The sequence below is a fragment of the Bradyrhizobium sp. genome (genome assembly GCF_035652035.1).
Taxonomy (GTDB): domain Bacteria; phylum Pseudomonadota; class Alphaproteobacteria; order Rhizobiales; family Xanthobacteraceae; genus Bradyrhizobium.
This window is the reverse complement of sequence record NZ_DASREO010000060.1, coordinates 1-25,131: the sequence shown is the minus strand read 5'-3', so window position 1 is coordinate 25,131 and position 25,131 is coordinate 1. Positions and strand designations below refer to the sequence as shown.

The window sequence follows — 25,131 nt, the reverse complement described above, 5'->3', positions numbered from 1 at the left end:
TTATTTTATCCAACCTTCTCGACGAACACGCGGATGGTGCCGCCGCAGGACAGGCCGACATTCCAGGCGGTCTCGTCGGCGACGCCAAATTCAAGCATCTTGGGTTTGCCGCTTTCGATCACATCCAGCGCCTCGGCCACCACCGCGCCTTCGACGCAGCCGCCGGAGACGGAGCCGAGGAACGTGCCGTCATCGTTGATCACGAGATTGGAGCCGGCCGGCCGCGGCGCCGAGCCCCAGGTTTCGACGACGGTGGCGAGCGCCACGCCGTGGCCCGCCTTCTGCCAGTCTTCAGCGGCCTTGAGAATGTCTTCGTCGCGATCAAGCATGAAAACCTCGCCGGTATTTTCTTGGGTTCAGGCTACGGATCGTAGCAGGCTGTGATGCGGTTGGGCCATCGATGACAGTGCCTCGATCAGCCCCTCGATAGACTTCAAATTATGCACCGGGCGGAATTCGTCAACGTGGGGCAGCATCATTTTGATGCCCTGCGCTTTCGGCTCAAAGCCGCCGTACCTGAGCAGCGGGTTGAGCCAGATCAGGCGGCGGCAGGACCGGTGCAACCGGTCCATCTCGAAGGCAAGGCGAGCGTCCGCCTCGCGCTCCAGCCCGTCGGAAATGAGCAGCACGATCGCGCCCTGACCCAATACCCGCCGTCCCCAGCGCTTGTTGAAGGCGTGGAGCGAGGAGGCAATGCGGGTGCCTCCGGCCCAGTCCTCGACAGCCGCGGAACAACTCGCCAGCGCCTCGTCCGGATCGCGCGCCCGCAACGACCGCGTCACATTGGTTAGCCGCGTGCCGAACAAAAACACCGAGACGCGCTTGCGCGCATCGGTGATCGCATGCAGAAAATGCAGGAACAGGCGGGTATATTCGCTCATCGAACCGGAGATATCGAGCAGCGCCACGATCGGCGCCGGCTTGTCGATCCGCCCGAGCCTGCGGATGTCGATGATATCGCCGCCGGTGCGCAGCGATCCGCGCAGCGTCCGCCGCATGTCGAGCTTCAATCCCCGCGCATCCGGCCGGTAGCGGCGGGTGCGCAGTTCAGCCTGCGGCAATTTCATGTTGGCGATGGCGCGCGTGACTTCGGCGATCTCGGCCGCCGTCATCTGCGCAAAATCCTTCTTCTGCAGGATCTCCTTGTCGGAGACCGACAGGCGAAGCTCGTCGGCCTGCGTCTGCGGCGTCTCCGTCATCCTGGTTTGCGAAAACGCCTCCTGCACGCGACGCGCGGCGGCAGGCGGCTTCTTCTTGGCGTGATCGGGAAGCGGGACCGAATCCAGCATATGCTTCCATTCATCCGCAGCGCGGAAGAACAGGTCAAAAGCCTGGGCGAAAATCAACGCGTGCTCGTGACGCTTGACGAAAATCGCCTCAAGCGCGGTAAAGACCTCGCTGCGGTTGCCGATCTCGATCAGCTGCAAAGCGTTCATGGCATCGATGACCGCTCCGGGGCCGACAGGAATCCCGGCGACGCGCAGCGCACGCGCAAAGCCGATGACGTTGTCGGCCATCTGGCCGGTCGGCGGATTGAGGTGATCGATGGCCATCGGGTAGAGCTCCGATTCCGAAGTTCGCACGATATTGCGGCAACCTCTGATGCGAACTTCGGAATCAAAGGAGCTCTAGCAACCTATTGTTTCTAGTGCGGCTTCGAATTTGAAGTTCCCATAATGAATTCGCGGCGAAACTGCTAGGAACTTCAAATTCGCCGCACTGGCGACCTCGTCAGTTCTCGCTCGTCGCTTCTTTCAAAACCTTTTGCAACGTCTCGCCCTGCATCCGCTCGATGTCGTCCTGGTATTTGAGCAGCGCGCCGAGGCTGTCGCCGACCACCTCGGGCGTCAGCGAGCGTGCGTCAAGCTCGGTGAGCGCGGTCGCCCAATCAAGCGTCTCGGCAACGCCCGGTGACTTGTAGAAATCCTGATCGCGCAGGGCTTGCACGAAGCGCACGACCTGCTGCGACAATTTCGCGGAAATGCCGGGCACGCGCGATTTGACGATCGCAAGCTCCCGCTCGGCACTGGGGTAATCGACCCAGTGATAAAGACAGCGCCGCTTCAGCGCGTCGTGGATTTCGCGGGTGCGGTTCGAGGTAATGATCACGATCGGCGGCTGCGGCGCTTTTACTGTGCCGAATTCGGGAATCGTGATCTGGAAGTCCGACAGGATCTCCAGCAAGTACGCCTCGAACGCCTCGTCCGCGCGATCGAGTTCGTCGATCAGAAGCACCGGCGCACCGGCGACATCGGGTTCGAGCGCCTGCAGCAGCGGCCGCTTGATCAGGAAGCGGTCGGCGAAAATATCGCTCGACAGCTGGTCGCGGTCGGTATCGCCGGCGGCTTCCGCCAGGCGGATCGCGATCATCTGCGCCGCGCTGTTCCATTCGTAGACGGCGGACGCCGCATCCAGGCCCTCGTAGCATTGCAGGCGGATCAGCTTGCGTCCAAGGCCTGCCGACAACACCTTGGCGATCTCGGTCTTGCCGACTCCGGCTTCGCCTTCGAGAAACAGCGGCCGGCCCATGCGCAGCGAGAGATAGGTGACGGTTGCGAGCGAGCGCTCGGCAAGATAGCCGCGCGAAGCCAATAGCTCCAGCATGGCATCGACGGATTTGGGCAGCGCCGACGCAGTCATGAGCAAACCTTGTTAAGTAGCCGGATCGTCAGGATTTGGCGGTTGCGGCCTCGACCGCACGCCGCGCCATCACCGCGATCAGATGCGCGCGATATTCGGCGCTGCCATGCAGGTCGCTGTTCAATCCTTCGGCCGGCACTGTCAGGCCGTCGAGCGCCTTCGGCGAAAAACGCTTCTTCAGCGCTTCCTCGAAAGACGCGACGCGGAACACACCATCACTGCCCGCGCCGGTGACGGCAACGCGCACATCCGACGGACGCTTGGCAACGAACACACCGACCAACGCATAGCGCGAGGCCTGGTTGCGGAATTTCACGTAAGCCGCCTTCTTCGGCAGTGGGAACATCACTTTGGTGATGATCTCATCGCTCTCCAGCGCAGTTGCAAACATGCCCTGGAAATATTCTTCCGCCTTGAGGCGGCGCTTGTTGGTGACGATGGTCGCGCCCGTCGCCAGCACCGCCGCCGGATAGTCGGCCGTCGGATCATTGTTGGCGAGCGAACCGCCGATGGTGCCGCGATGACGCACCGCCGGATCGCCGATCATGCCGGCAAGCTGAGCCAGCGCCGGGATGGCTTCGCCGACGACTGCCGAGGTCGCAACCGCGTGGTGGGTGGCGGTGGCGCCGATGACGAGCGAGCGGCCCTTCATCTCGACGCCGTCGAGCCCTTCGATATGGGAGAGATCCACCAGATGCGGCGGACTGGCGAGGCGCTGCTTCATGACCGGCACGAGCGTATGCCCGCCCGCGATCACCTTGGCATCCTCATTCTTGACCAGCAAATTGGCGGCCTGCCGCACAGTCGCCGGACGATGATATTTGAATTCGTACATGGGTATTGTCCGAAATATCTCTGATCGAGGTGAAGCGCGTTTTAAGCGAGATCGGATCTGGCCATCGCCTTGGCGCCGGCGGCGATCGACGTCACGATGTTCTGGTAGCCGGTGCACCGGCACAGATTGCCTTCGAGCTCTTCGCGGATGGTGTGGTCGGAGAGCTCGTGACCCATGCGATGGACGATATCGATCGCGGTCATGATCATACCCGGCGTGCAGAAGCCACATTGCAGGCCGTGATGCTCGCGGAAGGCTTCCTGCATCGGATGCAGCGGCCCGCCGTCGGCAGCTAAGCCCTCGATGGTCCGGATTTCGTGTCCATCCGCCATGACGGCAAGCGTGGTGCAGGACTTGACCGCCTTGCCGTCGAGATGGACGACGCAGGCGCCGCATTGCGAGGTGTCACAGCCGACATGGGTGCCGGTCAGCCGCAGATTCTCGCGCAGAAATTGCACGAGAAGCGTGCGGGGGTCGACGTTCGCATTGACGGGATTGCCGTTCACGATCAGGGATATCTTCGCCATTCCGGGCTCTCTTTATCCGCGCCGGCGCTGCCCGGCGGCGCAGTCAATTTCTGGTGTTTCAAGGGTATAATATGGGTCGCAGCGGCAATGAGCAACCTCATGACCGCATGGCTTGATTAGACAAACGGACGCGGACGGACTGTCCTTATTCAGGCCGTCGTCAAGAATCAACCTTCTACCGCCTTCGCAAAATTCGCGAAAAATTCATCGGCCAGTTTCTTGGCTGCACCGTTGATCAGTCGCTGCCCGAGCTGGGCGAGCTTGCCGCCGATCTGGGCCTCGACGTCATAGGTCAGGAGCGTGCCGCCGTCCTTGTCCGAAAGCGCCACCGTCGCCCCGCCCTTGGCGAAGCCGGCCACCCCGCCCTCGCCTTCGCCCGATATCTTGTAGCCGTTCGGCGGGTCGAGATCGCTCAGCGCTACGCGGCCCTTGAAGCGGGCCGATACCGGGCCGACCTTCATTTTCGCCGCCGCACGAAAGCCGTTGTCCTCGGTCTTTTCCAACTCCTCGCAGCCGGGGATGCAGGCCTTGAGCACCTCGGGGTCGTTCAGCTTGGCCCAGATCGCCTCGCGCGAGGCGGGAAGCTGGACCTCCCCATGCATCGTCATGGCCATGTGCGTCTCCGTTCTTTGCAATCTTTCCACCATGACCTAATGCACGAATGCCCCGAAAGGAAGGCAGGAGTTGTCGATTCACGGGCACGGCTGGGTTGCGCCAGCTTTTTGGATTGGCAGAGACGCGCCGGGGTGATTAGGTCCCCGCTCAATGGCTACCTCGCTCTCACCCCTGCTTGCGCCCATGCTCTCAAGCGCCGCCATGCGCGCGGTGTGCGACGACCGGGCCTTCCTGCAATTCATGCTCGACTTCGAGGCAGCGCTGGCGCGCGCCGAAAGCGCCGTCGGCATAGTCCCCGCCAAGAGTGCCGCGGCGATCACGAAGGCCTGCAAGGCGGACGCCCTCGACGTTGCGGCGCTGGCGGAAGCCGCGACGCGATCCGGCAATCTGGCAATACCCCTCGTCAAGGCGCTGACAACGGAGGTCGCCAAGAAAGACAAGGAGGCCGCCCGCTATGTCCACTGGGGCGCCACCAGCCAGGATGTGATCGATACCGCGACCATGCTGACCTTGCGCGCCGGCATCGATGCTTTGCTGCCTGACATCGATCGCGCCGTGAAAGGCTTTGCGCGGCTCGCGCAGCAGCACCGCAACACCGCAGTCGTGGCGCGTACGTGGCTGCAGCACGCACTGCCGATGCCGTTCGGTCTAAAACTCGCCGAGTATGCCGCGGCGCTGCATCGCTCGCGCGGGCGATTGAAGCGCCTCACGCGCGACACGCTTGCACTTCAGTTCGGCGGCGCTGCGGGCACGCTGGCAGCGCTCGGCAACAACGGATTGAAGGTCGCCGAGCAACTCTCCGGGATTCTTGAACTGCCGCTGCCGGAAGCGCCCTGGCATTCCCACCGCGACCGTATCGCGGAAGCCGCTTCCACGTTTGCGATCATCGCAGGGACCTGTGGCAAGATCGCCCGCGACGTTCAACTGATGATGCAGACCGATGTCGCGGAAGCCTTTGAGCCATCAGGCGAAGGCCGCGGCGGCTCCTCCACCATGCCGCACAAGCGCAATCCGGTTGCCGCCGCCAGCGCAGTCGCAGCCGCGACCATGGCGCCGAATCTGGCGGCGACGATCTTTGCGGCCCAGGTCGGCGATCACGAACGCTCTGCCGGCCCGTGGCACGCGGAGTGGCCGACGTTGCCCAGTCTCATGCTCGTCACCTCGGGCGCGCTCGCCGCCATTGTCGATATCGCCGAGGGCCTGGAAGTCGACGCCGCACGCATGCGCGTCAACCTCGATTCGACCGGCGGCCTGATCATGGCGGAGGCCGTTGCGTTCGCGCTGGCCGAAAAGGTCGGCAAGCAGGACGCGCATCATCTGGTGGAGGCGGCCAGCAAGAGGGCCGTGGCGGAGAAGAAGCATTTGCGCGATGTTCTCGCCGCCGATTCGAACGTTACCACGCGGCTTGGCGCCGATCAGCTGACAAAATTGTTCGAACCGATGGCTTATCAGGGCACGTCCCAAACCATGATCGACCGCCTGCTTGCTTCCCTTGTAGATGAATAAGACGCCGCAATAAGAACACTGGAGAAAATTCCATGCCGATGATCGACGCCGACGGATGCCTGCTCAACGTATCGGTCGAGGGCCGTGACGGTGGCCCGACCCTGATGCTGTCGAATTCGCTGGGAACGACGATGGCGATGTGGGAGCCGCAGATGAAGGCGCTCACGCAGGTATTTCGCGTCATCCGCTATGACCGGCGCGGTCACGGCAAATCGGGTGTGCCGGCCGGCCCCTACTCCATGGAGCGCTTTGGCCGCGACGTGCTCGCGATCCTCGACGATCTCAATATCGAGAAGACGCATTGGTGCGGGCTGTCGATGGGCGGCATGGTCGGACAATGGCTGGGCGCGAATGCACCGGAGCGCTTCGGCAAGCTCGTCCTCTCCAACACGTCCTGCTACTACCCCGACCCGACCAACTGGCACAACCGCATCAAGGCGGTGAAGGAAGGCGGCGTCGCTGCGGTTGCCGACACCGTTATCGCGGCGTGGCTGTCGGCGGATTTTCGCGAGCGCGAGCCGCAGATCACTCAAAATCTGAAGGCGATGATGATCGCTTCACCTGCCGCAGGTTACATCGCCTGCTGCGAGGCGCTCTCGACGCTGGACCAGCGCGCGCTATTGCCAAAGATCAAGAGCCCGACGCTTGTCATCGCCGGCCGTCACGACACATCAACGCCGATCGCCGCCGGCGAATTGATCCGCAGCCACATTCCCGGAGCATCGATGACGATCCTGGATGCCGCGCATATTTCCAACGTCGAACAGCCGCACGCGTTCACGGATGCGGTGATCGGCTTCCTGACGCAGAAATAACTTCATCAACGTCATTGCGAGCGAAGCGAAGCAATCCAGAAGCAAGAATACTGGATTGCTTCGTCGCTTTGCTCCTCGCAATGACAGAAGGGAAATTCCATGGACGACCAAAAACGCAGGGATGACGGCATGGCGCAGCGCCGCAAGGTGCTGGGCGACGCCTGGGTCGACAAGTCGATCAAGGGGAAGAATTCGTTTAACGCCGATTTCATCGATCTCATCACCCGCCACGCCTGGGGCGAGATCTGGACCCGGCCGCATTTCGATCACCGCACGCGGCGCGTGCTCGTGATCGGCACCATGGTCGCGCTCGGCCAGTGGGACGAGTTTCGCCTGCACGTGCGCGCCGCCCTTAGCGAAGGCGGCTTCACGCCTGACGACATCAAGGAAATCCTGTTGCAACAGGCGATCTATTGCGGCGTGCCCGCCGCCAATCACGCCGTGAAGGAAGCCTCAGCTATTGTAGCCGAGCTCGGCCTGCTCAAGAGCTGACTCGGACGGCACCGCGACGACCTGCGCCTTCTCGGGGGTATCGAACAGCATCACGATGCCGGTGCCGATCATCACGAGCAGTTCGGAGGCATGCAGCCGAAGCGCTTCGATCTCGCCGACTTGCGATGCCATCAACATGCTCGCAAAGCTGATTACGCTGCCGATGGTGAGCGCGATCGCCAGCGCCTCGTTGCCGCTGCCCTGCTTGCGAATGAGACTGCGCACGCTGAGCACGAGAAACAGCGCAAAGAAGGCGACGACCGTGATGCGGCCCAGCGCCAACAGCCAGGCGAAGCGCACCGCGGTCAGGGTCGGCAGTTGCAGGTGATCCGTGGCATAGAGCGCGACCGAAACGCTTGGCCGCTCGAACAGACCGCGCACCGGCGAGGTCACGATGTGCCAGGCGACGGTCGCCCAGGTCGGAATGAAATAGCCGGCGAGCAGAACGCCGCTGATTGAGCTGATACGCCAGTTTGACATGACGCTTCCCTTTGTTGTTCGCGCTACGTGCGATTTGTTCGGGAAGTAACGCCCTTAAACTGCGATCGGCAATTTAAACCCTTTATTTACCTTAATCCGGCTGGCCATCGAGCCCCCCGTCATTGCGAGGAGCGAAAGCGACGAAGCAATCCAGGGCCTGAAAAGGTAAACTGGATTGCTTCGCTGCGCTCGCAATGACGGGGAAGTGAGCGTCCTAGACCGCGCCGTGCGCCTCGACGTAGAGGGCGTAAATCGAGTGCGAGCTCGCCATGAACAGGCGGTTCTTTTTGGGACCGCCAAACACCAGATTGGGACAACGCTCGGGCAAGCGGATGAAGCCGATCGCCTTGCCCTCGGAGTTAAAGACCTTCACGCCGTCGAGTTCTTCGCCCTTGCTGTTGGGCGCGCCGGTCGAGCCCCAGCCGCACCAGACATTGCCATCGGTATCGACCTTCATACCGTCAAGCGCGGTCGCTCCGCCATCGATGAACTTGGTCTTGTTCGACAGCGTGAAACCGTCAGCGCCAACGTCGAAAGACCACACCAGGCGGTTCGGCTGCGCCCGCGACTCGATGATGTAGATCTTCTTTTCGTCCGGCGAGAAAGCGAGCCCGTTCGGACCGGCAAGCTCTGCTGTGACCAGATTTAGCTTGCCGTCGGGCGAGATCCGGTAGACCGAGTGCGGCAGTTCCGGCGTCGCCTTGTCGCCTTCCCAATCGCCGCCGATGCCGAACGGCGGATCGGTGAACCAGATCGAGCCGTCCGATTTGCAGACGATGTCGTTCGGAGAATTGAGCCGCTTGCCGTTGAAGCTGTCGGCGAGCACCGTGATCTTGCCGTCATATTCGGTGCGCGTGACGCGGCGCGTCAGATGTTCGCACGTGATCAGACGGCCCTGGCGATCGCGCGCATTGCCGTTGGCGAAATTCGAAGGCTGACGAAACACGCCCCAGTTTCCGTTGGACTGGTCGTAGCGCATGATGCGGTTGTTCGGGATGTCGCTGACCAGCAGATAGTTGCCGTCGCCGAACCACACCGGCCCTTCGGCCCAGCGCAAGCCAGTCGCCACTTGCTCGACGGTGCTCGAGAATAGCCGGTGCTTGCCAAAGCTCGGATCGAGGATTTCGACCGATGGGTCGGGATAGCGCTGGTTCGGCTTGAATTCGAAAGACTGGGCGCTCGCGCTCTTCGCAGCGGCGAGCGTCGCGGCAGCAGCGCCTGCGGTTGCAAGTACATCCCGGCGGGTGAGAGACATCGGCTTTCCTCCTGAGGTCGCGCGGTCGTTCCGCCTTCAGGGGATAGCCAAAGCCAGCCCCCTCGCGTTGCCGCTTGGGAGGGGGGAACCTATTTGAGGTTCCACGGCGGGTCCAGATGCTGTTGCGTCGCAAACGTCGCAGCAAGGCAACCGTCAAAAAGAGATCAAAAAGAAAAAGGCCCCGCCGTTTTCGGCGAGGCCTTCCCTGAGAACGCTACTGTCGACCAACCTTACCCGATCATTCGCCTTTACCCTGCTGTCCCGGTTTTTGGCCCTGCCGGCTCGGATCCTGCTGTTGCTGTCCGGGCTTCTGGCCGCCGCCTTGCTGCTGACCCGGTTTCTGTCCGGGGGTCTGATTCTGCTGGCCGGGATTCTGGTTCGGATTAGCCATCGGGATCTCCCTTGTTTTTCAGTCGCAGCGGGATAACAGGGGAACCCCGACTTGGTTGCGCGGAACTTGTTTTTTGCCCGGCATTTGCGGCCTCCGCGAAAGTCGCGGTTCCTCCGCCGTCCCGGCGACATGCGCGAAAATGATCTCTGCACAAGCCTTTAGTGCCACCTCAGGCGGTGTTGCCGCGATGAGTTCCCGCTGTTAGTAAATGAAGCGACGCGACGTCCGGCGGTCGGGGCCTTCGCTGTGTCAGAGAGTTGAAAACGGCATTTTCGAAGGCGGCAAACCGGATTCCATCTTGCCTGCGAATGCGCCAACAATCGGCAGCGTATGGATTATTTCGCCCAGCAATTGATCAACGGCATCGTCCTAGGCTCGATCTACGGCCTGATCGCCATCGGCTACACCATGGTCTATGGCATCGTCGGCATGATCAATTTTGCCCATGGCGACATCTTCATGATCGGCGGCTTCATCGCGCTGATCACCTTCCTGATCCTGGTCTCATTCGGGCTCACCGCAATCCCCCTCATTCTGCTGATCGTGCTCCTGGTCTCGATGGCGATCACCGCGCTGTACGGCTGGACGGTGGAGCGCATCGCTTATCGGCCGCTGCGGCATTCCTTCCGTCTTGCGCCGATGCTGTCGGCGATCGGCATGTCGTTCGTGCTGACGAACTTCTCCCAGATCAGCCAGGGCGCGCGGGTGAAGCCGATACCGCCTGTGATCACCGGCGGCCACAGCCTGCTCGAAAGCAATGGCTTTGTGGTCCGCCTCTCCAACGCCCAGATCATCGTCGTCCTCACCACGATCGTGCTGCTTGGCCTCTTCACCTGGCTGGTCTCGCGCACGCGGCTTGGGCGTGACATGCGGGCCTGCGAACAGGACCAGACGATGGCGGCGCTGCTTGGGGTCGACGTCGACCGCACCATCTCCATGACCTTCGTCATTGGTGCTGCGCTCGCCGCGGTCGCAGGCATGATGTACCTGCTCTATTACGGGCTCGTCGATTTCTACATGGGCTTCGTGGCAGGCATCAAGGCGTTCACGGCGGCCGTTCTTGGCGGGATCGGCTCGCTGCCGGGCGCGATGCTCGGCGGCCTTCTGATCGGCCTGATCGAAACCATGTGGTCGGCCTATTTCTCGGTCGAATATAAAGACGTCGCCGCGTTCTCGATCCTGATCGTGGTGTTGATCTTCCTGCCGACCGGCCTGCTTGGCCGTCCCGAAGTCGAAAAAGTCTAATGGACAGCCGCGTGACGGTAGCTGCACCCGAACTCACGCAAGCCTCGCGCCGCGAAGCCATCATCTTCATTCTCAAGAAAGCCGTCATCAGCGCCCTCGTCGCACTTCTACTGTTCTCGTTGATGATCGGCATCCGCACGGAAGCGGGTCCAACCGGGCAGTTGATCTACTGGACGAGGTTCGACGATCTCGCCACCATCGTTGCGGTCGTCTTTGTCGGCAGCATTGTCATCGAACTGCTGCGGCAATGGTGGGGACCGGCGCCGATTGCAACCGCAATTCCTCCATCGGTTCAAAGGGCGCTCGGTATTGCAGGCAAGGCGCTGCCGCCGGTGCTGTTGATCTTTGCACTTCTGGTGCCCATCGTTTTCTATGACCAGCGCTATGTCATCGACACCGGCATCCAGGTGCTCACCTACGTCATGCTTGGCTGGGGACTAAACGTCGTCGTCGGCCTCGCGGGTCTGCTCGATCTCGGCTACGTCGCCTTCTACGCGGTCGGCTCTTATTCATACGCGCTCCTGGCAACCAATTTCGGGCTGTCGTTCTGGGTCTGCCTGCCGCTCGCCGGCATTCTGGCGGCATGCTGGGGTGTCATGCTCGGTTTTCCGGTGCTGCGGCTGCGTGGCGATTATCTCGCCATCGTAACGCTGGCATTCGGCGAAATCATCCGCCTCGTTCTCGTCAACTGGCAAAGCCTGACCGGCGGCCCCAACGGGGTCAGCGGGATTCCCAGACCCTCGTTCTTCGGCATCCCGTTCACGCGCGACGACGATGGCTTTGCGGCAAGGCTCGGCATCGATTTCTCGCCAACCCACCGCATCGTATTTTTGTTCTACGTGATCCTGGCGCTCGCGCTTCTCACCAACTGGGTCACGATCCGCCTGCGCAGCCTGCCGATCGGCCGGGCCTGGGAGGCGCTCCGCGAGGATGAAGTCGCCAGCCGTGCGCTCGGCATCAACATCACGACGACGAAACTCACTGCCTTCGCGATCGGGGCCATGTTCGGCGGCTTTGCCGGCGCGTTCTTCGCCACCAGGCAGGGTTTCATCAGCCCGGAGTCCTTCACCTTCCAGGAATCGGCGCTGGTGCTCGCCATCGTCGTGCTTGGCGGCATGGGTTCGCAGCTTGGCGTTGCGCTCGCAGCCCTCACGCTGATCGGCGGCTTCGAACTGTTTCGTGGGTTCGACCAATACCGCATGCTGGTGTTCGGCATGGCGATGGTGCTCTTGATGATCTGGCGACCGCGCGGCCTGGTTGGCCACCGCGCGCCGACGGTCTTCCTGAAGCAAAACACGGCCATCTCCTCCGAACTTGCCAGGGAAGGACGAGGATGAGCAGCGACTTCATCCTTCGTGTCGACGGCCTGACCATGCGCTTCGGCGGGGTGGTCGCCGTCAACGGCCTCTCCTTTGCCGCCGACCGGCGCAAGATCACGGCACTGATCGGACCGAACGGCGCCGGCAAGACCACCGTCTTCAACTGCATCACCGGGTTTTACAAACCGACCTCCGGCCAATTGCGCCTGACCCATGACGATGGCCGGACCATCCAGCTCGAACGGCTGAATGATTTCCGGATTTCCAAGCAGGCGAAGGTGGCGCGCACCTTCCAGAACATTCGCCTGTTTCCCGGCATGACGGCGCTGGAGAACCTGATGGTCGCCCAGCACAATGCGCTGATGCTGGCCTCGGGCCTGACCTTCCTCGGATTGATCGGCGCGCCGTCCTATCGTGCAGCCGAACGCCAGGCGATTGATCAGGCAAAACGCTGGCTCGACCGCATTGGCCTTTTGGAGCGGGCCGACGATGCCGCCGGCAATCTTGCTTACGGCGATCAGCGCCGTCTGGAAATTGCGCGGGCCATGTGCACCGAGCCAGCGCTGCTCTGCCTCGACGAACCGGCGGCCGGGCTCAACAGCCGCGAAAGCGCCGGCTTGAGTGAGCTCCTGCTCTCGATCCGCGATGAGGGCACCTCGATCCTTTTGATCGAGCACGACATGAGCGTGGTGATGGAAATCTCCGACCATATCGTGGTGATGGATTACGGCGTCAAAATCGCCGAAGGCGCGCCGCAGGCAGTGCGCGACGATCCCAAGGTCGTCGCCGCCTATCTCGGCGCCGATGAGGAGGAAGCCGCCGCCGTCATGGAGAGCAACCCGTGACCTCGCCCCTGCTTGCGATCCAAGGCCTTCGCGCAGCCTATGGCAAGATCGAGGCGCTGAAAGGCGTCGATCTCGACATCAGTCCGGGCGAAATCGTCGCCCTGATCGGCGCCAACGGCGCCGGCAAATCGACGCTGATGATGAGCATTTTCGGCCGGCCGAAAGCCAAGGCCGGAAAGATCCTCTTCGACGGCCGCGACATCACGGGCGTTGCCACCCACGAGATCGCGCGGCTGCGCATCGCGCAATCGCCCGAGGGCCGGCGGATTTTTCCGCGGATGAGCGTCGCAGAAAACCTGCAAATGGGTGCCGACGCGACCTCCTCCAGCGAGACCGATCGGACCGCGAGCCTCGATCGCGTGTTGGCGCTGTTTCCACGGCTGAGAGAGCGTCTGACCCAGCGCGGCGGCACGCTGTCGGGCGGCGAGCAGCAAATGCTGGCGATTGCGCGTGCGCTGATGAGCCGGCCCCGTCTGCTTTTGCTCGACGAACCGTCGCTGGGCCTTGCGCCCCTGATCGTCCGCCAGATTTTCGACGCCATCCGCACGCTGAACCGACAGGATGGCCTGACCGTCCTGATCGTCGAACAGAACGCCAACCATGCGCTCAAGCTCGCCCATCGCGGTTACGTCATGGTCAACGGCCTGATCACGCTGCAGGGGACCGGCGCGGAACTATTGCAGCGGCCGGAAATCCGCTCTGCCTATCTCGAAGGCGGCCGGCACTAACCGTTCCACTGTCATTCCGGGATGGTGCGCTAGCACCAGACCCGGAATCTCGAGATTCTCAGGTAAGCAAGGGCGTACCGGAGTTCGCTCGCTCCACTCGCGCCCCGGAATGACCACCCTCGAGCTCCCGTTTGCCCGAAATTTCCCGATGACTTCGCCCTAAAATCAGCCGAGAATGCGTTACGATTTCTCGAACCCGGCCGCCTGCCGGAGTACCCATGGCGAACCACCCAAGAGGACCCATCATGAAATCAGTAAAGCTCTTTGGCCTGGCGATCGGCGCATCGCTTGCGCTCTCGACGGCAGCGTTTGCACAGGACGTCACCGTCGCCGTGGCAGGCCCGATGACGGGCGGTGAATCCGCGTTTGGCCGCCAGATGAAGAACGGCGCCGACATGGCGGTCAAGGACCTGAACGCCGCCGGTGGCGTGCTAGGCAAGAAACTTGCGCTCGAGGTCGGCGACGACGCCTGCGATCCGAAGCAGGCTCGCTCGGTCGCCGAAAAGCTCGCCAGCGAAAAAATCCCGTTCGTCGCCGGTCATTACTGCTCGTCGTCGTCGATCCCGGCATCGGAAGCCTATGCCGACGGCAACGTGCTGCAAATCACGCCGGCCTCGACCAATCCGCTGTTCACCGAGCGCAAGCTCTGGAACGTCGCCCGCGTCTGCGGCCGCGACGATCAGCAGGGCCTGGTCGCAGCCGACTACATCGTGAAAAATTACAAGGGCAAGAACGTCGCCATCCTCAACGACAAGACCACCTATGGCAAAGGCCTCGCCGACGAGACCAAGAAGGCGCTCAACAAGGCCGGTTTCCAGGAAAAGATGTTTGAGTCTTACAACAAGGGCGACAAGGACTTCACCGCCATCGTCTCGCGCATGAAGCGCGAAAACATCGATCTCGTCTATGTCGGCGGCTACCATCAGGAATCCGGCCTGATCGTGCGCCAGATGCGTGATCAGGGCATGCAGACGGTCCTGATGGCGGGCGATGCGCTCGCCGACAAGGAATTCGCCTCCATCACCGGGCCGGCCGGCGAAGGCACGCTGTTCACCTTCGGTCCCGACCCGCGCAACAAGCCGACCGCGAAAGCGATCGTCGAAAAATTCAAGGCGGAAAACATCGACCCCGAAGGCTACACCCTCTACACCTATGCGGCGTTCCAGGTCTGGTCGCAGGCGGTCAAGAAGGCCGGCACGACCGATCCGAAGAAGGTCATGGACACGATCAAGGCCGGGTCCTGGGATACGGTGATCGGCAAGATGGAGTTCGACGCCAAGGGCGACATCAAGCAGATCGACTATGTGGTCTACAAGTGGGATGCCAAGGGCAACTACACCGAGATCAACGCCAAGGGTTCTTAACCTTCTAAGTGATGTCCTGCAGTCAACGCCCCGGTTCGCCGGGGCGTTTTCGTTTTCAGCCATTGCGGCCTGTCGAAAGTTCCATCACGGAAACAGGCGATCGCCGCTCAGATCGGTCTGGAAGTTTGGCGGCAACGGAGTAAGCTCGTATCAACCATCCACGCTTGGGCCTCCGCGTCGGTCGCGTATCAGTCTTGGCCTGATTCAAAAAGTATGTAACCTCGGGTTGAACGGGCGAAATCCGTTAAGGAACCCTATGGCGAGCATCCTCGTCATCGACGACGATCGGGCAGTTCTTGCCACGATCAAAATCCTGCTTGAACGCGCAGGCCATGCGGTTGAAGCCGTCGACAACAGTCGGAACGGCCTGCAACTCATCGAAGCGCGCAGCTTTGACCTGCTCATCGTCGATATCTTCATGCCGGGGATGGATGGCTTCGAAACGATGAAGCTCGTTCATCAATCGCGGCCGGACATGCCGATCATCGTGATATCGGGGCAGCAGCTTAGTCTTTCGTCGGAGCGGCCGCCGGATTTCTTGCACATGGCGACCCGGCTGGGAGCGGTGTCCAGCCTGCACAAGCCGTTCCGCTCCTCCGAACTCCTCACCGCCGTCAACAGAATCCTGTCGAGTTCGCAGTCGCCGCCCGGCTTGCAGCGAAATATGCCGGCAGGCATTCCCTCCGAACAGCATTAAGGACAATATGGCGAGTACTGTCTTGCGTCGGCGCAGGCCTTTCGGCGCAAGGCAGTCGGATACTTGAGACCGAAGCGGTCTGGAGACGACGGTGGAAGCAGGCGACGACCGCAATATCTTTCTCTCGACACTGCCCGCCTCCGCCCGCGACCGCAAGATTGCCTTCGGAGTCGTTGCTGCTTCGGCCATTTTCTTTGCCGCCGCCCTTCCCTTTGCTCGGGTGCCGCTGCCGGCGGTTCCCGCCTTTGTCGCAAGCTACCAGTCGGCACTGGTCATTTGCGATGTCATCACAGCCATACTGCTGCTGTCGCAATTTGCGCTTCTGCGGTCACGCGCGCTGCTCGTGCTGGCAAGCGGATATATTTTCACGGCGGTGGCGGCGGTTCTTCACGCCCTGACTTTTCCGAACCTCCTGACCGCCAACGGACTCCTCAGCGGTGGCCCGCAAACCTCAGCGTGGCTCTATATGGCCTGGCATGGCGGATTTCCGCTGTTCGCGCTGGGCTACGCCGTTCTCAAGGATCGCGATGGCGGTCCTCAGGTCAAAGGGTCGACCCGCGGATCCATCCTTTGGAGTTTGGCCGGAGTTCTAACCGTCATTGCGGCCGTCGTTTTCATCGTCACGGAAAAGCACCACCTCCTGCCGGCGCTCGTGGGTGAGAACGGCTACGCGCCAGCGCATTTCGGCATCGCCTGGACCGTGTGGTGTATCGGCTTCGCCGCGCTGGTGGTCCTGTGGCTCCGGCGTCCGCACTCGATCCTCGATCTCTGGCTCCAGGTCGTGCTGTGCGCCTGGCTTTTCGCCATGGCGTCCTCGGCACTGCTCACGGGGCGTTACGACCTGGGATTTTATGTCAGCCGCCTCTACGGGTTGTTCGCCGCCTCTTTCGTACTCGGCGTATTACTCCTGCAGAACATTAGTTTGCAGGCGCGGCTGTCCCGTCTGCTTCACACTCTTCGTCGCGAGAGCTTTTCCGAAAAGCAGCGTTACCGGGAACGCGAACGCCTATTCAGCTCGGTGGTCGAATCCTCCAACGACGCCATCATCACCAAGAAGCTCGACGGCACCATCACCGGCTGGAATCCAGCCGCCGAACGGTTGTTCGGCTATACCGCCGCTGAAGCCATCGGCCGCCATATCGATCTGATCGTACCAGATGAGAGGATCGATGAATTAAACGACATCCTCCGGCGGATAGGTCAGGGCGAGGCCATCGCCCATTTCGAGACGCAGCGCGTGACCAAGGACGGCCAAAGGGTTATCGTCGCGCTTTCGATCTCTCCGCTGCATTCCAGTTCGGGCGAGATCATCGGCGCCTCGAAGATTGCGCGCGACGTCACCGAGAGCAAACGAACGCAAGCGGCGCTGACCCAGGAAATCGAGGAGCGACAACGCATCTTCGAGACGTCACAGGACCTGATCCTGGTCACCGATACCAAGGGGACGTTCGTACAGGTCAGCCCGAGCTCGTACGCGATACTGGGAATAAGGCCGGACGAGATGATCGGCCATAGCGCGACGGAGTTCATCCATCCCGATGACCTCGAAAGCACGCGCCAGGAAATGCGCGCGGCGCGGCGCGGACACCTGATGCGCAACTTCGAAACCCGCTACATGCACCGGGAGGGTCATGCGGTCAGCCTGTTCTGGATGGGAACCTGGTCGGAGCCGGTGCGGCGGCATTTCTTCGTCGGCCGCGACCTGACCGAAAAGCAGGCCTCCGAAGCACAGATGCGACAGGCGCAAAAGATGGACGCCGTCGGCCAGCTCACTGGCGGCGTTGCCCATGACTTCAACAATATTCTCACCGTGATCACGGGCACGATCGGCATTCTGGCGGACGCGGTCGTGGACGATCCGCAACTATCGGCCATCGCCAAGATGATCGACGATGCCGCCGAGCGCGGCGCCAGCCTGACGAAACATCTGCTCGCTTTCGCGCGTAAACAGCCGCTGCAACCGCGCGAGATCGACATCAACACACTCGTACTGGAGACCATCAAGCTGTTGCGGCCGACGCTTGGCGAGCATATCCAGATCAACCCCCAATTGGCCACCAACGCCTGGCCGGCTCTGGTCGATCCGAACCAGCTCACCACGGCGGTCCTCAATCTCTCGCTGAATGCGCGCGACGCCATGCCATCCGGCGGCAAGCTCGTGGTCGAGACAGGCAATATCCATCTCGACGAGGGCTACGCCGCGATGAACCGGGACGTGACCGCCGGCAACTATGTGATGGTCGCTGTCAGCGACACCGGTATGGGGATTTCGCCCGCCAATCTCGAACGCGTGTTCGATCCCTTCTTCACCACCAAGGAGGTCGGAAAGGGCACCGGCCTCGGCCTCTCCATGGTGTTCGGCTTCGTCAAGCAGTCGAACGGCCACATCAAGATCTACAGCGAGGTCGGCCACGGAACCACGGTGAAGATCTATCTGCCGCGCGCGACCGGAGTTTCGGACACGCCGGTGGAGTCGTCGCTGGCGTCGATGCGCGTCGCCGGAGGCCACGAGAGGATCCTGGTGGTCGAGGATGACCACCTCGTGCGCCGCTATGTCATCACCCAGATCGAGAGCCTGGGCTACAAGACGCTTGAGGCGAGCCGGGCGTCGGAAGCCCTGGATATCATCGACGCGCAGAAAGATATCGATCTTCTCTTCACCGACGTCATCATGCCGGGCTCGATGAACGGCCGTCAGCTGGTCGACGAGGCGCTGGTGCGGCGCCCCGAATTGAAGACGCTGTTCACGTCGGGCTATACCGAGAACGCCATCGTTCATCATGGGCGCCTCGACACCGGCGTTCTCCTACTCGCCAAACCGTACCGGAAGTCCGATCTGGCGCGCATGATCAGGCTTGCTCTGGATAGTTAGTGGAGCGGATTTGACATTCGCTACCTGCCTGGCCGCGAACTTACAAAGCGAATGTCAAATCCAAAACTCCACTAGAAATTTATACTTGCTAGTGGTCCTATGATTCCAACATTCGCAAAAGTGCCTGCAGCGAAGGGATGCGAATGTTGGAATCGGACCGCTAGAGGCTGGCGATGAAGAACCTCCTCACCAACATCGAAGGCGTGCGCGTCGGCCATGCCGGCGACGCGCGCATCGCCTCCGGCGTCACCGCCGTCGTCTTCGACCAGCCGGTGGTCGCCGCGATGGATGTTCGCGGCGGCGGCCCCGGCACCCGCGAGGGGGCCCTGCTCGATGTCGCCAACACCGTGGAGAAGATCGACGCGATCGCGTTGTCGGGCGGTTCGGCATTTGGACTGGAGGCAGGAGGCGGCGTGCAGGCGTGGCTTGCCGAACAAGGCCGCGGCTTCAATGTTCGGGGCGCGGTCATTCCGATCGTGCCCGGCGCGATCTGCTTCGATCTGCTCAACGGCGGCGACAAGAACTGGGGCCGCTTTGCGCCTTATCGCGATCTCGGCTTCGAAGCGGCTGCGACCGCAAGTAGCAGCTTCGCCTTGGGAAGCGTCGGCGCGGGACTCGGCGCCTTGACCGCCAATCTCAAGGGCGGTCTCGGCTCGGCCTCAGCCCAAACCAATGATGGCGTGAATGTCGCCGCGCTCGCGGTGGTCAACGCGCTCGGCACTGTCGTGGTCGGCGACGGACCGTGGTTCTGGGCCGCGCCTTTCGAGATCGACGGCGAATATGGCGGCCGCGGGTTGCCGGCCTCCTTTACGCCGGACATGCTGAGGATGCGCATCAAGGGCGGGCCCGCGGCAACGGCGATCGAGAACACCACGCTCGCCGTCGTCGTGACCGATGCCGACCTTTCCAAGGCCCAGGCCAAACGGCTCGCCATGATCGCGCAGACCGGTTTTGCGCGCGCGATCTACCCGGTGCATGCCCCGATGGACGGCGACGTCGTGTTCGCGGCGGCAACCGGCGCGCAGCCGATCGATCCGTTGATCGGTCTGACCGAGCTTGGCATGGTCGCGGCCAACACGATCGCGCGCGCCATAGCCCGCGGCGTCCATGCGGCAACAGCACTGCCACTGCCCGGCGCGTTGCCGGCGTGGAAGGATCGCTTCGGCTAGTTTCTTAAGGTCAGGCGCTGACGGAGAGACCGACGGGGATCGCCGTGGTCTGGGCGAGCTGATTGATCGTGTTGTAGACCGACGAGGCCGCGCCCGATGTGGATTGGCCTTGCGACGGATCGGACGCCGAATTGCCGGAGCCGAGGGCCGAGGCAAGATCGCCCGAAGCAAGACTCTGGGCGTCGATCAGCGCGTTGAGATTGTCCGACGAAATCTGCGCGCTGCTGGATCCGGAAACGGTGCCAGGGCCGGCCGACGCCGCATCCGAACTGCCGGTGAGGTCAAAGCCGCCCGCGCCGGCCGCCTGTGACGACGACGATTGCGGCGATATGATCGACTGGAGGGCGTCAACCGCGACTGAAGCACCGATGGCAGGCAACATGGTCAAACTCCGAACGGCTGGGTTGGCTCTCCCCCGTCGGGAATCTTTCAGCAAGCGCCGTGCCATGGCGAAAAAGTCAATGAAATGATGGCTTTCGCGATCAGGGAACACGGCTTTAAATCGGCAATTGGTGCCGCTTGCGGCAGATTTTTCCGCCTCGCCGCCGCCTGCATTGCCGGAAAAGTCTATGCGTGTTAGGCGGACAAGCGCATTAGCTCTTTGCGACTCGCCAGAACCGGAACACTAGCTCTTCGGAAGACAGCGCCGATGTCCGCTTCCCTCTCGCCCCGCCCCCTCGTGATTGCGCCGTCGATCCTGGCCTCGGATTTCTCGAAGCTTGGCGAGGAGGTGCGTGCGGTCGATGCCGCGGGCGCCGACTGGATCCATCTCGACGTGATGGACGGGCATTTCGTTCCGAACATTTCCTACGGACCCGACGTCATCAAGGCGATGCGCCCGCACAGCAAAAAGATCTTCGATGCGCATTTGATGATTTCGCCGTGCGATCCCTATCTTGAGGCCTTTGCGAAAGCCGGATGCGACCACATCACGGTGCATGCCGAGGCCGGCCCGCATTTGCATCGCTCGTTGCAGGCGATCCGCGCGCTCGGCAAGAAGGCCGGCGTCTCGATCAATCCGGCGACGCCGATTTCGGCGATCGAATATGTGATCGACATGATCGATCTCGTGCTGGTGATGTCGGTCAATCCCGGTTTCGGCGGACAGGCGTTCATTCCGTCTGCACTCGGCAAGATCAGGGATTTGCGGGCGATGACGGCGGGGCGGCCGATCGACATTGAAGTTGACGGCGGCGTTGCGCCCAATGTCTCCGGCGAACTCGCCGCCGCCGGCGCCAACGCCTTCGTGGCGGGCTCGGCGGTGTTCAAGGGCGGCACGATGGAAGCCTACAAGGCCAATATCTCGGCGATCCGAAACGCAGCGATGGCCGCGCGCGGCGAAGCGATCTAGAGCCTTTGCCGGTGTCCCGGTTCCGACGTTCATCACGTCGCGGCGGTGCTGAAGGGAGCGCCAGAGTTGGGGCGATGGCAGGCGTAACCCGGCGCTATTTAAGCGTCAGAATAGTTATTTAAGTGTCAGAATATAAGCAGCGAGATCGGCAACCTCCAACCGGCTGAGCACCAACTTCGGCATGTTCGGGTGGGGTGAGAGTACCAGAAGGGCCAACCTGGCCTCGTCGAAATCCGGTCTTCGGGCAATGGACGCGAATGGCGGGGCCTGATCGTTGGGCGCGCTTTTCTGCTCCGGGCCGACGACATGGCATTCGGAGCACCAGCGTTCCGCAATGGCTCTGCCTCGGCCGGAATCGGCGGCAAGCGCACGTTGCGGCATCAGCAACGAAGCCGCCAGCAAAAGACAGATTGGCAATAGTTTTCGCGCGCTTTCCAGCATTTGGGCTTCTCTCATCGAACGAGACCGGGTCCTGCCTCGTCCTGTCTCGGCCAATTGCCGAGTTGCGGCCTTGATCTGTCGCAAACCGAAAATGGCGCAAGCCCTAGATCGCCGGCATCGACCGGTCGTCGCCGGGCGGCTCTTGGCGTGGGCTCGATGACGGGCCCTGCCGTGGCAGCCGCACTACCGTGACGCTGCAGGGAGCCTCTGAGGCGACCTTGGCGGAGGTGCTGCCCAGCAGCGTTCGCACCAGCGAGTTTTGCCCTGCCCCGATCACGATGTGATCGACGTGATTGGCGTTGACGAATTCCAGAATCGCGCCGGCGGCATCGACCGCCTCCAGCACATGCACGGTCAGCCGGCTCTCGTCCAGCTTGAGCGGTGTGGCCCAATGCCTCAGCGTGACCAGCCGCCCGACATGCTTGTTGTTGCCCTCTTCGTCGAGCGTTCGGTCGATGGTGACGCGGCCGAGCTTCAGCACATTGAGGCAGGCAAGCCGCGCTAGAGGCGAGGTTTTCAGGATCCGCTCGGCGGCCGTGCGAAGCGCGCCGTTCAGCTCATCCGATCCTTCCGTCACGTCGATCGCAACCGCAACGATCGGACTTGCGGCGAGTTGCGCCGCAACCGCCGCCGGACGCCGCGGCTGGACCAGGTTGCCGTTGAAGCGGCGGCGCCAGACCGTCGTGAGCGGGTCGCGCTTGAGCCGCTCGGAGCGCGCCGTCAGCTTGACCTGGTCGGGATGCGCCAGTTCGAACGCCAGTTGCGAGGCAGTGGGATATCGCCACGCCGGCTCGATCTCCAGGCACCGCAGCACAATTTCCTGCAACCAGGGCGGATAGTCCTTGCGCAACTGGCGCGGCGGATAGGGATCGCGCCAAAGCCGCCGCCGCATGCCGGCCATCGTCTCGCTCTCGCCGAACGGCCGCACGCCGGTCGTGAAGAAATAGAGCAGCACGCCGAGCGAAAACAGATCGCTGCGCGGATCATCGCGCACCCCGAGCAGACGCTCCGGCGCTGTATAGGGCGCCGTGCCGTAGGGAACGCGGAATTCCTCCTGCAACAAATCCGGCAACTGGTTGTGATGCGACAGGCCGAAATCGATCAGCACCGCTTCGCCGGAGGCGCGAAACATGATGCTGGACGGCTTGATGTCGTGATGAATGACGTTTTGCCGATGCAGGTCGCTAAGCGCATCGGCGATTTTCAGCGCAATCAGCCGCGCTTCCTCGTAAGGCAGCGGCAGTTCGTCCAGTCGCGCGTACAGCGTTTTGCCGGGAATGCGTTCGATCACGACATAGGCCTGCCGCGCGAAATCGCCCGTCCCATAGCATTGCGGCACATGGATGCCCGTAAGCTTTGGCAGGATCATCTGCTCCATTTCGAAGGAGACGATGGCGGCGGGATCCTCGCCTTCCGAAACCCGCGGGATCTTCATCAGCATGGCGTCCGCGATATCATCGCGGGTGACGCTCCACAGCGTCGCCATGCCGCCGCGATGCACGCATTCGCCAAGCGTGAAGCCGTCGATGACAGCGCCGGGTTCAATCACGAATTTCGCCATTCGCCACCTACCTCCCGACGAAGAGGCGGTCGGCGAGCAGTGACGGCAAGCCGTTCTCGCGAATGCGCCTAGCCGCGGCATCGACGTCATAGGGAATGCGGCAATAAGTGAGTTCACGCGTGGTCGTATCGAGCATGGCAAACGCAGCCGCCGGATCGCCGTCGCGCGGCTGGCCGACCGAGCCCAGGACCGCTAGCCATCGCCGGCCCGGCAGCAACTGGACGGCGACGCCGGACACGGGCGTAAAATGCGTCATCTTGCCAGTCACCGACATCGAATAAAGCGCCGGCCGATGGATATGGCCGCAAAAGGAGATGTGAGCGTCGGTCGCAATCAGGCTTCGCCCGGCATCCGCGTTGGAGCGGACGTAATGCCATTTGGCGGGCTGACTTGCTTCGGAGTGCACGTAGAGGCGGTCGTCCTCTTCAAGCGTCACCGGCAGCTCTGCGAGGAATTTTCGCTCGCCCGCGCTGAGGCGCCCGCGCGTCCATTCGATGGCGGCCTGGGCCTCGGCATTCATGCTCTCGGAGGACGTGTGAATCGCGTTGTCGTGGTTGCCGCGCACGGCGAGCGCCCCCTGCTCCGCAAGCGACATCACCGTTTCGACCGTCCATTCCGGATCGGCGCCGTAGCCGACATAATCGCCGAGAAAGATGAAACGCTCGGCGCCGCGTGCGCGCGCCGCCTCAAGGCAGGCCGCAAAAGCCTGCCGGTTGGCGTGAATGTCCGCAAACAATGCCAGCTGCACGCGCTGTCTCCCGGCCTGATCGCGTTCTAGCGCAGGATATATCGCTAGCCGTTTGAGAAAACTCAAACAACAGGATTGAGGGCGCGCGTGGCTTCGGTTACCGCCGGCTTTCCTGCGGCTCCATGACGTCCTTGGGCGGCATCCGCGGCGGCAACAACGGCGTGAAGGTGACCTCATCCCCCGCCTGCGGCACCGCGGTCAGCCCGCCTCCGGTGGAGGGATCGCCGCCCGAGGTTTCGATGATGGTATTTGGCGTGATGTAGGCGCGCACGGAATCGAGTAGCCCACCCTCGCCGCTGCCGTAATCGGCGGCGCGGCCGCCCTGAGCGCGGCCCGCCGCGACTTCGCTTTGCGCCTTGTCGGTCTTGTCAGCCAACCTGTCGTTATACGGAATGCGAAAAGCGCGCGGGACGCCGCTCGGCCGATTATCCTCGTCCAATGCCTCGACCCAGAGGTAGATCGCGCCCGGATCGCCCTCAAGCGAATGCGGCTCGACGATGCGCGCCTGCAGCAGCTTGAAATACGGTGGCAGCTGGTCGACGCTCGCCCAGCCGAGCAGCCCGCGCATGCCAAGGAAGCTTGCGATGTAGAACGAGCTGGTCACGACCACCGCCGTTGCCTTGAGCGGCCAGGGCAGCCTCACATAGACCAGCACCACCAGCAAAAGTGCGCCGACAAGCGCGTATGCGACGGAGAGGATGAGAATGACGGACTGCAGGCTGCTCACGGCGTTCTCATCCTGACACCTGTCTTGGGATCGCGATCCGAGCCGTTCGCCCAGGTTCGGCGGAACGTCTCGAGCAGCGATTTCTGCCGCTGCTCGACGTCGATCACCTTGCCTTCGGCGTCGACCGTGAACCGCACCGCGGTCTTTTCCGCGCCGGTGTGATCGACGAACAGCTTGTCGTCGAAGATCACCTGCGCGGTCGGATTGAGCTTCTGCACCTTCACATTCACCGGGACCGGCTGGCCCGTCTTGGCCTGGAAGTGCGAGACGTTGACGGTGTATTCGCCGGCGACGACGCCACGGACCGTCACGATCTCCTCCCGGATCGGCGACGGGATCCTGTTGCCATTGACGACGATGAAATCGTTGGCGCCGCCACGATCATCGCGGTCGAGCGTCAGAAAGCCGGCCTCGCGATGCCGATACCAGGCGATGTTGCCGATCGGGTCCTGTACGAACAGGTCGAGGTCGTCGGGATGGTTGTCGGGCCAGTCCATGGTGATGATGA

Annotated in this window: 27 protein-coding genes; 12 read left to right on the top strand and 15 right to left on the bottom strand. The window is 62.3% G+C overall.

Annotated elements, in window-relative coordinates; translation table 11 throughout:
• Positions 1-5 precede the first annotated feature (5 nt).
• The 6 genes from VFB05_RS16070 to VFB05_RS16045 form a co-directional block, all read right to left on the bottom strand.
• Positions 6-329 (bottom strand): XdhC family protein, encoded by a 324-nt coding sequence (locus tag VFB05_RS16070; RefSeq protein ID WP_325013720.1) that lies wholly within the window; start codon positions 327-329, stop codon positions 6-8.
• 27 nt (positions 330-356) lie between these two features.
• A complete protein-coding gene (locus VFB05_RS16065) occupies positions 357-1,553 on the bottom strand; it encodes a VWA domain-containing protein (RefSeq protein WP_325013719.1) in 1,197 nt (398 codons plus the stop codon).
• 178 nt (positions 1,554-1,731) lie between these two features.
• The gene (locus tag VFB05_RS16060; RefSeq protein ID WP_325013718.1) at positions 1,732-2,640 is read right to left on the bottom strand and encodes a MoxR family ATPase; all 909 of its coding nucleotides are present in this window, start codon (positions 2,638-2,640) and stop codon (positions 1,732-1,734) included.
• A gap of 28 nt (positions 2,641-2,668) precedes the next feature.
• Positions 2,669-3,475: a xanthine dehydrogenase family protein subunit M gene (locus VFB05_RS16055; protein ID WP_325013717.1), complete on the bottom strand. Its 807-nt coding sequence runs from the start codon at positions 3,473-3,475 to the stop codon at positions 2,669-2,671.
• A 41-nt stretch (positions 3,476-3,516) separates the two neighbouring features.
• Positions 3,517-4,002: a (2Fe-2S)-binding protein gene (locus VFB05_RS16050; protein WP_325013716.1), complete on the bottom strand. Its 486-nt coding sequence runs from the start codon at positions 4,000-4,002 to the stop codon at positions 3,517-3,519.
• Between the two features lie 167 nt (positions 4,003-4,169).
• Positions 4,170-4,616, bottom strand: a complete 447-nt coding sequence (locus tag VFB05_RS16045; RefSeq protein WP_325013715.1) for a carbon monoxide dehydrogenase subunit G — start codon at positions 4,614-4,616, stop codon at positions 4,170-4,172.
• A 151-nt stretch (positions 4,617-4,767) separates the two neighbouring features.
• On the opposite strand from VFB05_RS16045, the gene VFB05_RS16040 reads away from it, so the two are divergent.
• The 3 genes from VFB05_RS16040 (at position 4,768) to VFB05_RS16030 (ending at position 7,430) form a co-directional block, all read left to right on the top strand.
• Positions 4,768-6,123: a 3-carboxy-cis,cis-muconate cycloisomerase gene (locus VFB05_RS16040; protein ID WP_325013714.1), complete on the top strand. Its 1,356-nt coding sequence runs from the start codon at positions 4,768-4,770 to the stop codon at positions 6,121-6,123.
• Positions 6,124-6,155: 32 nt separating this feature from the next.
• Positions 6,156-6,938 carry a 3-oxoadipate enol-lactonase gene (gene pcaD / locus VFB05_RS16035; RefSeq protein ID WP_325013713.1) on the top strand — a complete coding sequence of 261 codons (783 nt, stop codon included), beginning with the start codon at positions 6,156-6,158 and terminating at the stop codon, positions 6,936-6,938.
• 99 nt (positions 6,939-7,037) lie between these two features.
• Positions 7,038-7,430: a carboxymuconolactone decarboxylase family protein gene (locus VFB05_RS16030; RefSeq protein ID WP_325013712.1), complete on the top strand. Its 393-nt coding sequence runs from the start codon at positions 7,038-7,040 to the stop codon at positions 7,428-7,430.
• Here VFB05_RS16030 and VFB05_RS16025 read toward each other — a convergent pair.
• The 3 genes from VFB05_RS16025 to VFB05_RS16015 form a co-directional block, all read right to left on the bottom strand.
• A complete protein-coding gene (locus VFB05_RS16025; protein ID WP_325013711.1) occupies positions 7,392-7,910 on the bottom strand; it encodes a hypothetical protein in 519 nt (172 codons plus the stop codon). The genes VFB05_RS16030 and VFB05_RS16025 overlap by 39 nt on opposite strands.
• A gap of 214 nt (positions 7,911-8,124) precedes the next feature.
• A complete protein-coding gene (locus VFB05_RS16020) occupies positions 8,125-9,165 on the bottom strand; it encodes an SMP-30/gluconolactonase/LRE family protein (RefSeq protein ID WP_325013710.1) in 1,041 nt (346 codons plus the stop codon).
• A gap of 238 nt (positions 9,166-9,403) precedes the next feature.
• Entirely contained in the window at positions 9,404-9,556 is a 153-nt protein-coding gene (locus VFB05_RS16015) for a hypothetical protein (protein ID WP_325013709.1), read from the bottom strand.
• A 330-nt stretch (positions 9,557-9,886) separates the two neighbouring features.
• Here VFB05_RS16015 and VFB05_RS16010 point away from each other — a divergent pair, with 330 nt between their 5' ends.
• The 8 genes from VFB05_RS16010 (at position 9,887) to VFB05_RS15975 (ending at position 19,795) form a co-directional block, all read left to right on the top strand.
• Positions 9,887-10,801, top strand: coding sequence for an ABC transporter permease subunit (locus tag VFB05_RS16010; RefSeq protein ID WP_325013708.1), 915 nt, complete (start codon positions 9,887-9,889; stop codon positions 10,799-10,801).
• Between the two features lie 11 nt (positions 10,802-10,812).
• Positions 10,813-12,138: a high-affinity branched-chain amino acid ABC transporter permease LivM gene (livM, locus tag VFB05_RS16005; RefSeq protein WP_325013707.1), complete on the top strand. Its 1,326-nt coding sequence runs from the start codon at positions 10,813-10,815 to the stop codon at positions 12,136-12,138.
• Positions 12,135-12,965 carry an ABC transporter ATP-binding protein gene (locus VFB05_RS16000; protein ID WP_325013706.1) on the top strand — a complete coding sequence of 277 codons (831 nt, stop codon included), beginning with the start codon at positions 12,135-12,137 and terminating at the stop codon, positions 12,963-12,965. The genes livM and VFB05_RS16000 overlap by 4 nt, the downstream gene beginning before the upstream one ends.
• Positions 12,962-13,693: an ABC transporter ATP-binding protein gene (locus VFB05_RS15995; RefSeq protein WP_325013705.1), complete on the top strand. Its 732-nt coding sequence runs from the start codon at positions 12,962-12,964 to the stop codon at positions 13,691-13,693. The genes VFB05_RS16000 and VFB05_RS15995 overlap by 4 nt, the downstream gene beginning before the upstream one ends.
• A 245-nt stretch (positions 13,694-13,938) precedes the next feature.
• Complete coding sequence (locus VFB05_RS15990) at positions 13,939-15,057, top strand: branched-chain amino acid ABC transporter substrate-binding protein (protein ID WP_325013704.1); 1,119 nt, start codon at positions 13,939-13,941, stop codon at positions 15,055-15,057.
• Positions 15,058-15,313: 256 nt separating this feature from the next.
• Entirely contained in the window at positions 15,314-15,754 is a 441-nt protein-coding gene (locus VFB05_RS15985) for a response regulator (protein WP_325013703.1), read from the top strand.
• 91 nt (positions 15,755-15,845) lie between these two features.
• Positions 15,846-18,626: a PAS domain S-box protein gene (locus VFB05_RS15980; RefSeq protein ID WP_325013702.1), complete on the top strand. Its 2,781-nt coding sequence runs from the start codon at positions 15,846-15,848 to the stop codon at positions 18,624-18,626.
• Positions 18,627-18,799: 173 nt separating this feature from the next.
• Entirely contained in the window at positions 18,800-19,795 is a 996-nt protein-coding gene (locus VFB05_RS15975) for a P1 family peptidase (RefSeq protein WP_325013701.1), read from the top strand.
• A gap of 10 nt (positions 19,796-19,805) precedes the next feature.
• On the opposite strand, the gene VFB05_RS15970 is transcribed toward VFB05_RS15975, so the two are convergent.
• Positions 19,806-20,177, bottom strand: coding sequence for a hypothetical protein (locus VFB05_RS15970; protein WP_325013700.1), 372 nt, complete (start codon positions 20,175-20,177; stop codon positions 19,806-19,808).
• A 267-nt stretch (positions 20,178-20,444) separates the two neighbouring features.
• Here VFB05_RS15970 and rpe point away from each other — a divergent pair, with 267 nt between their 5' ends.
• A complete protein-coding gene (gene rpe, locus VFB05_RS15965) occupies positions 20,445-21,146 on the top strand; it encodes a ribulose-phosphate 3-epimerase (protein WP_325013699.1) in 702 nt (233 codons plus the stop codon).
• Between the two features lie 114 nt (positions 21,147-21,260).
• Here the strand turns inward: rpe and VFB05_RS15960 are convergent, their stop codons facing one another.
• The 5 genes from VFB05_RS15960 to VFB05_RS15940 all read right to left on the bottom strand — a co-directional run.
• Entirely contained in the window at positions 21,261-21,587 is a 327-nt protein-coding gene (locus tag VFB05_RS15960) for a cytochrome c (RefSeq protein ID WP_325013698.1), read from the bottom strand.
• Between the two features lie 103 nt (positions 21,588-21,690).
• The gene (locus VFB05_RS15955) at positions 21,691-23,148 is read right to left on the bottom strand and encodes a bifunctional serine/threonine-protein kinase/universal stress protein (RefSeq protein WP_325013697.1); all 1,458 of its coding nucleotides are present in this window, start codon (positions 23,146-23,148) and stop codon (positions 21,691-21,693) included.
• A gap of 7 nt (positions 23,149-23,155) precedes the next feature.
• Positions 23,156-23,896, bottom strand: a complete 741-nt coding sequence (locus VFB05_RS15950) for a metallophosphoesterase family protein (RefSeq protein WP_325013696.1) — start codon at positions 23,894-23,896, stop codon at positions 23,156-23,158.
• A 97-nt stretch (positions 23,897-23,993) separates the two neighbouring features.
• Positions 23,994-24,623 (bottom strand): hypothetical protein, encoded by a 630-nt coding sequence (locus tag VFB05_RS15945; protein WP_325013695.1) that lies wholly within the window; start codon positions 24,621-24,623, stop codon positions 23,994-23,996.
• A partial coding sequence (locus VFB05_RS15940; protein WP_325013694.1) for a hypothetical protein occupies positions 24,620-25,131 on the bottom strand: 512 nt, incomplete at its 5' end. The genes VFB05_RS15945 and VFB05_RS15940, both read right to left, overlap by 4 nt.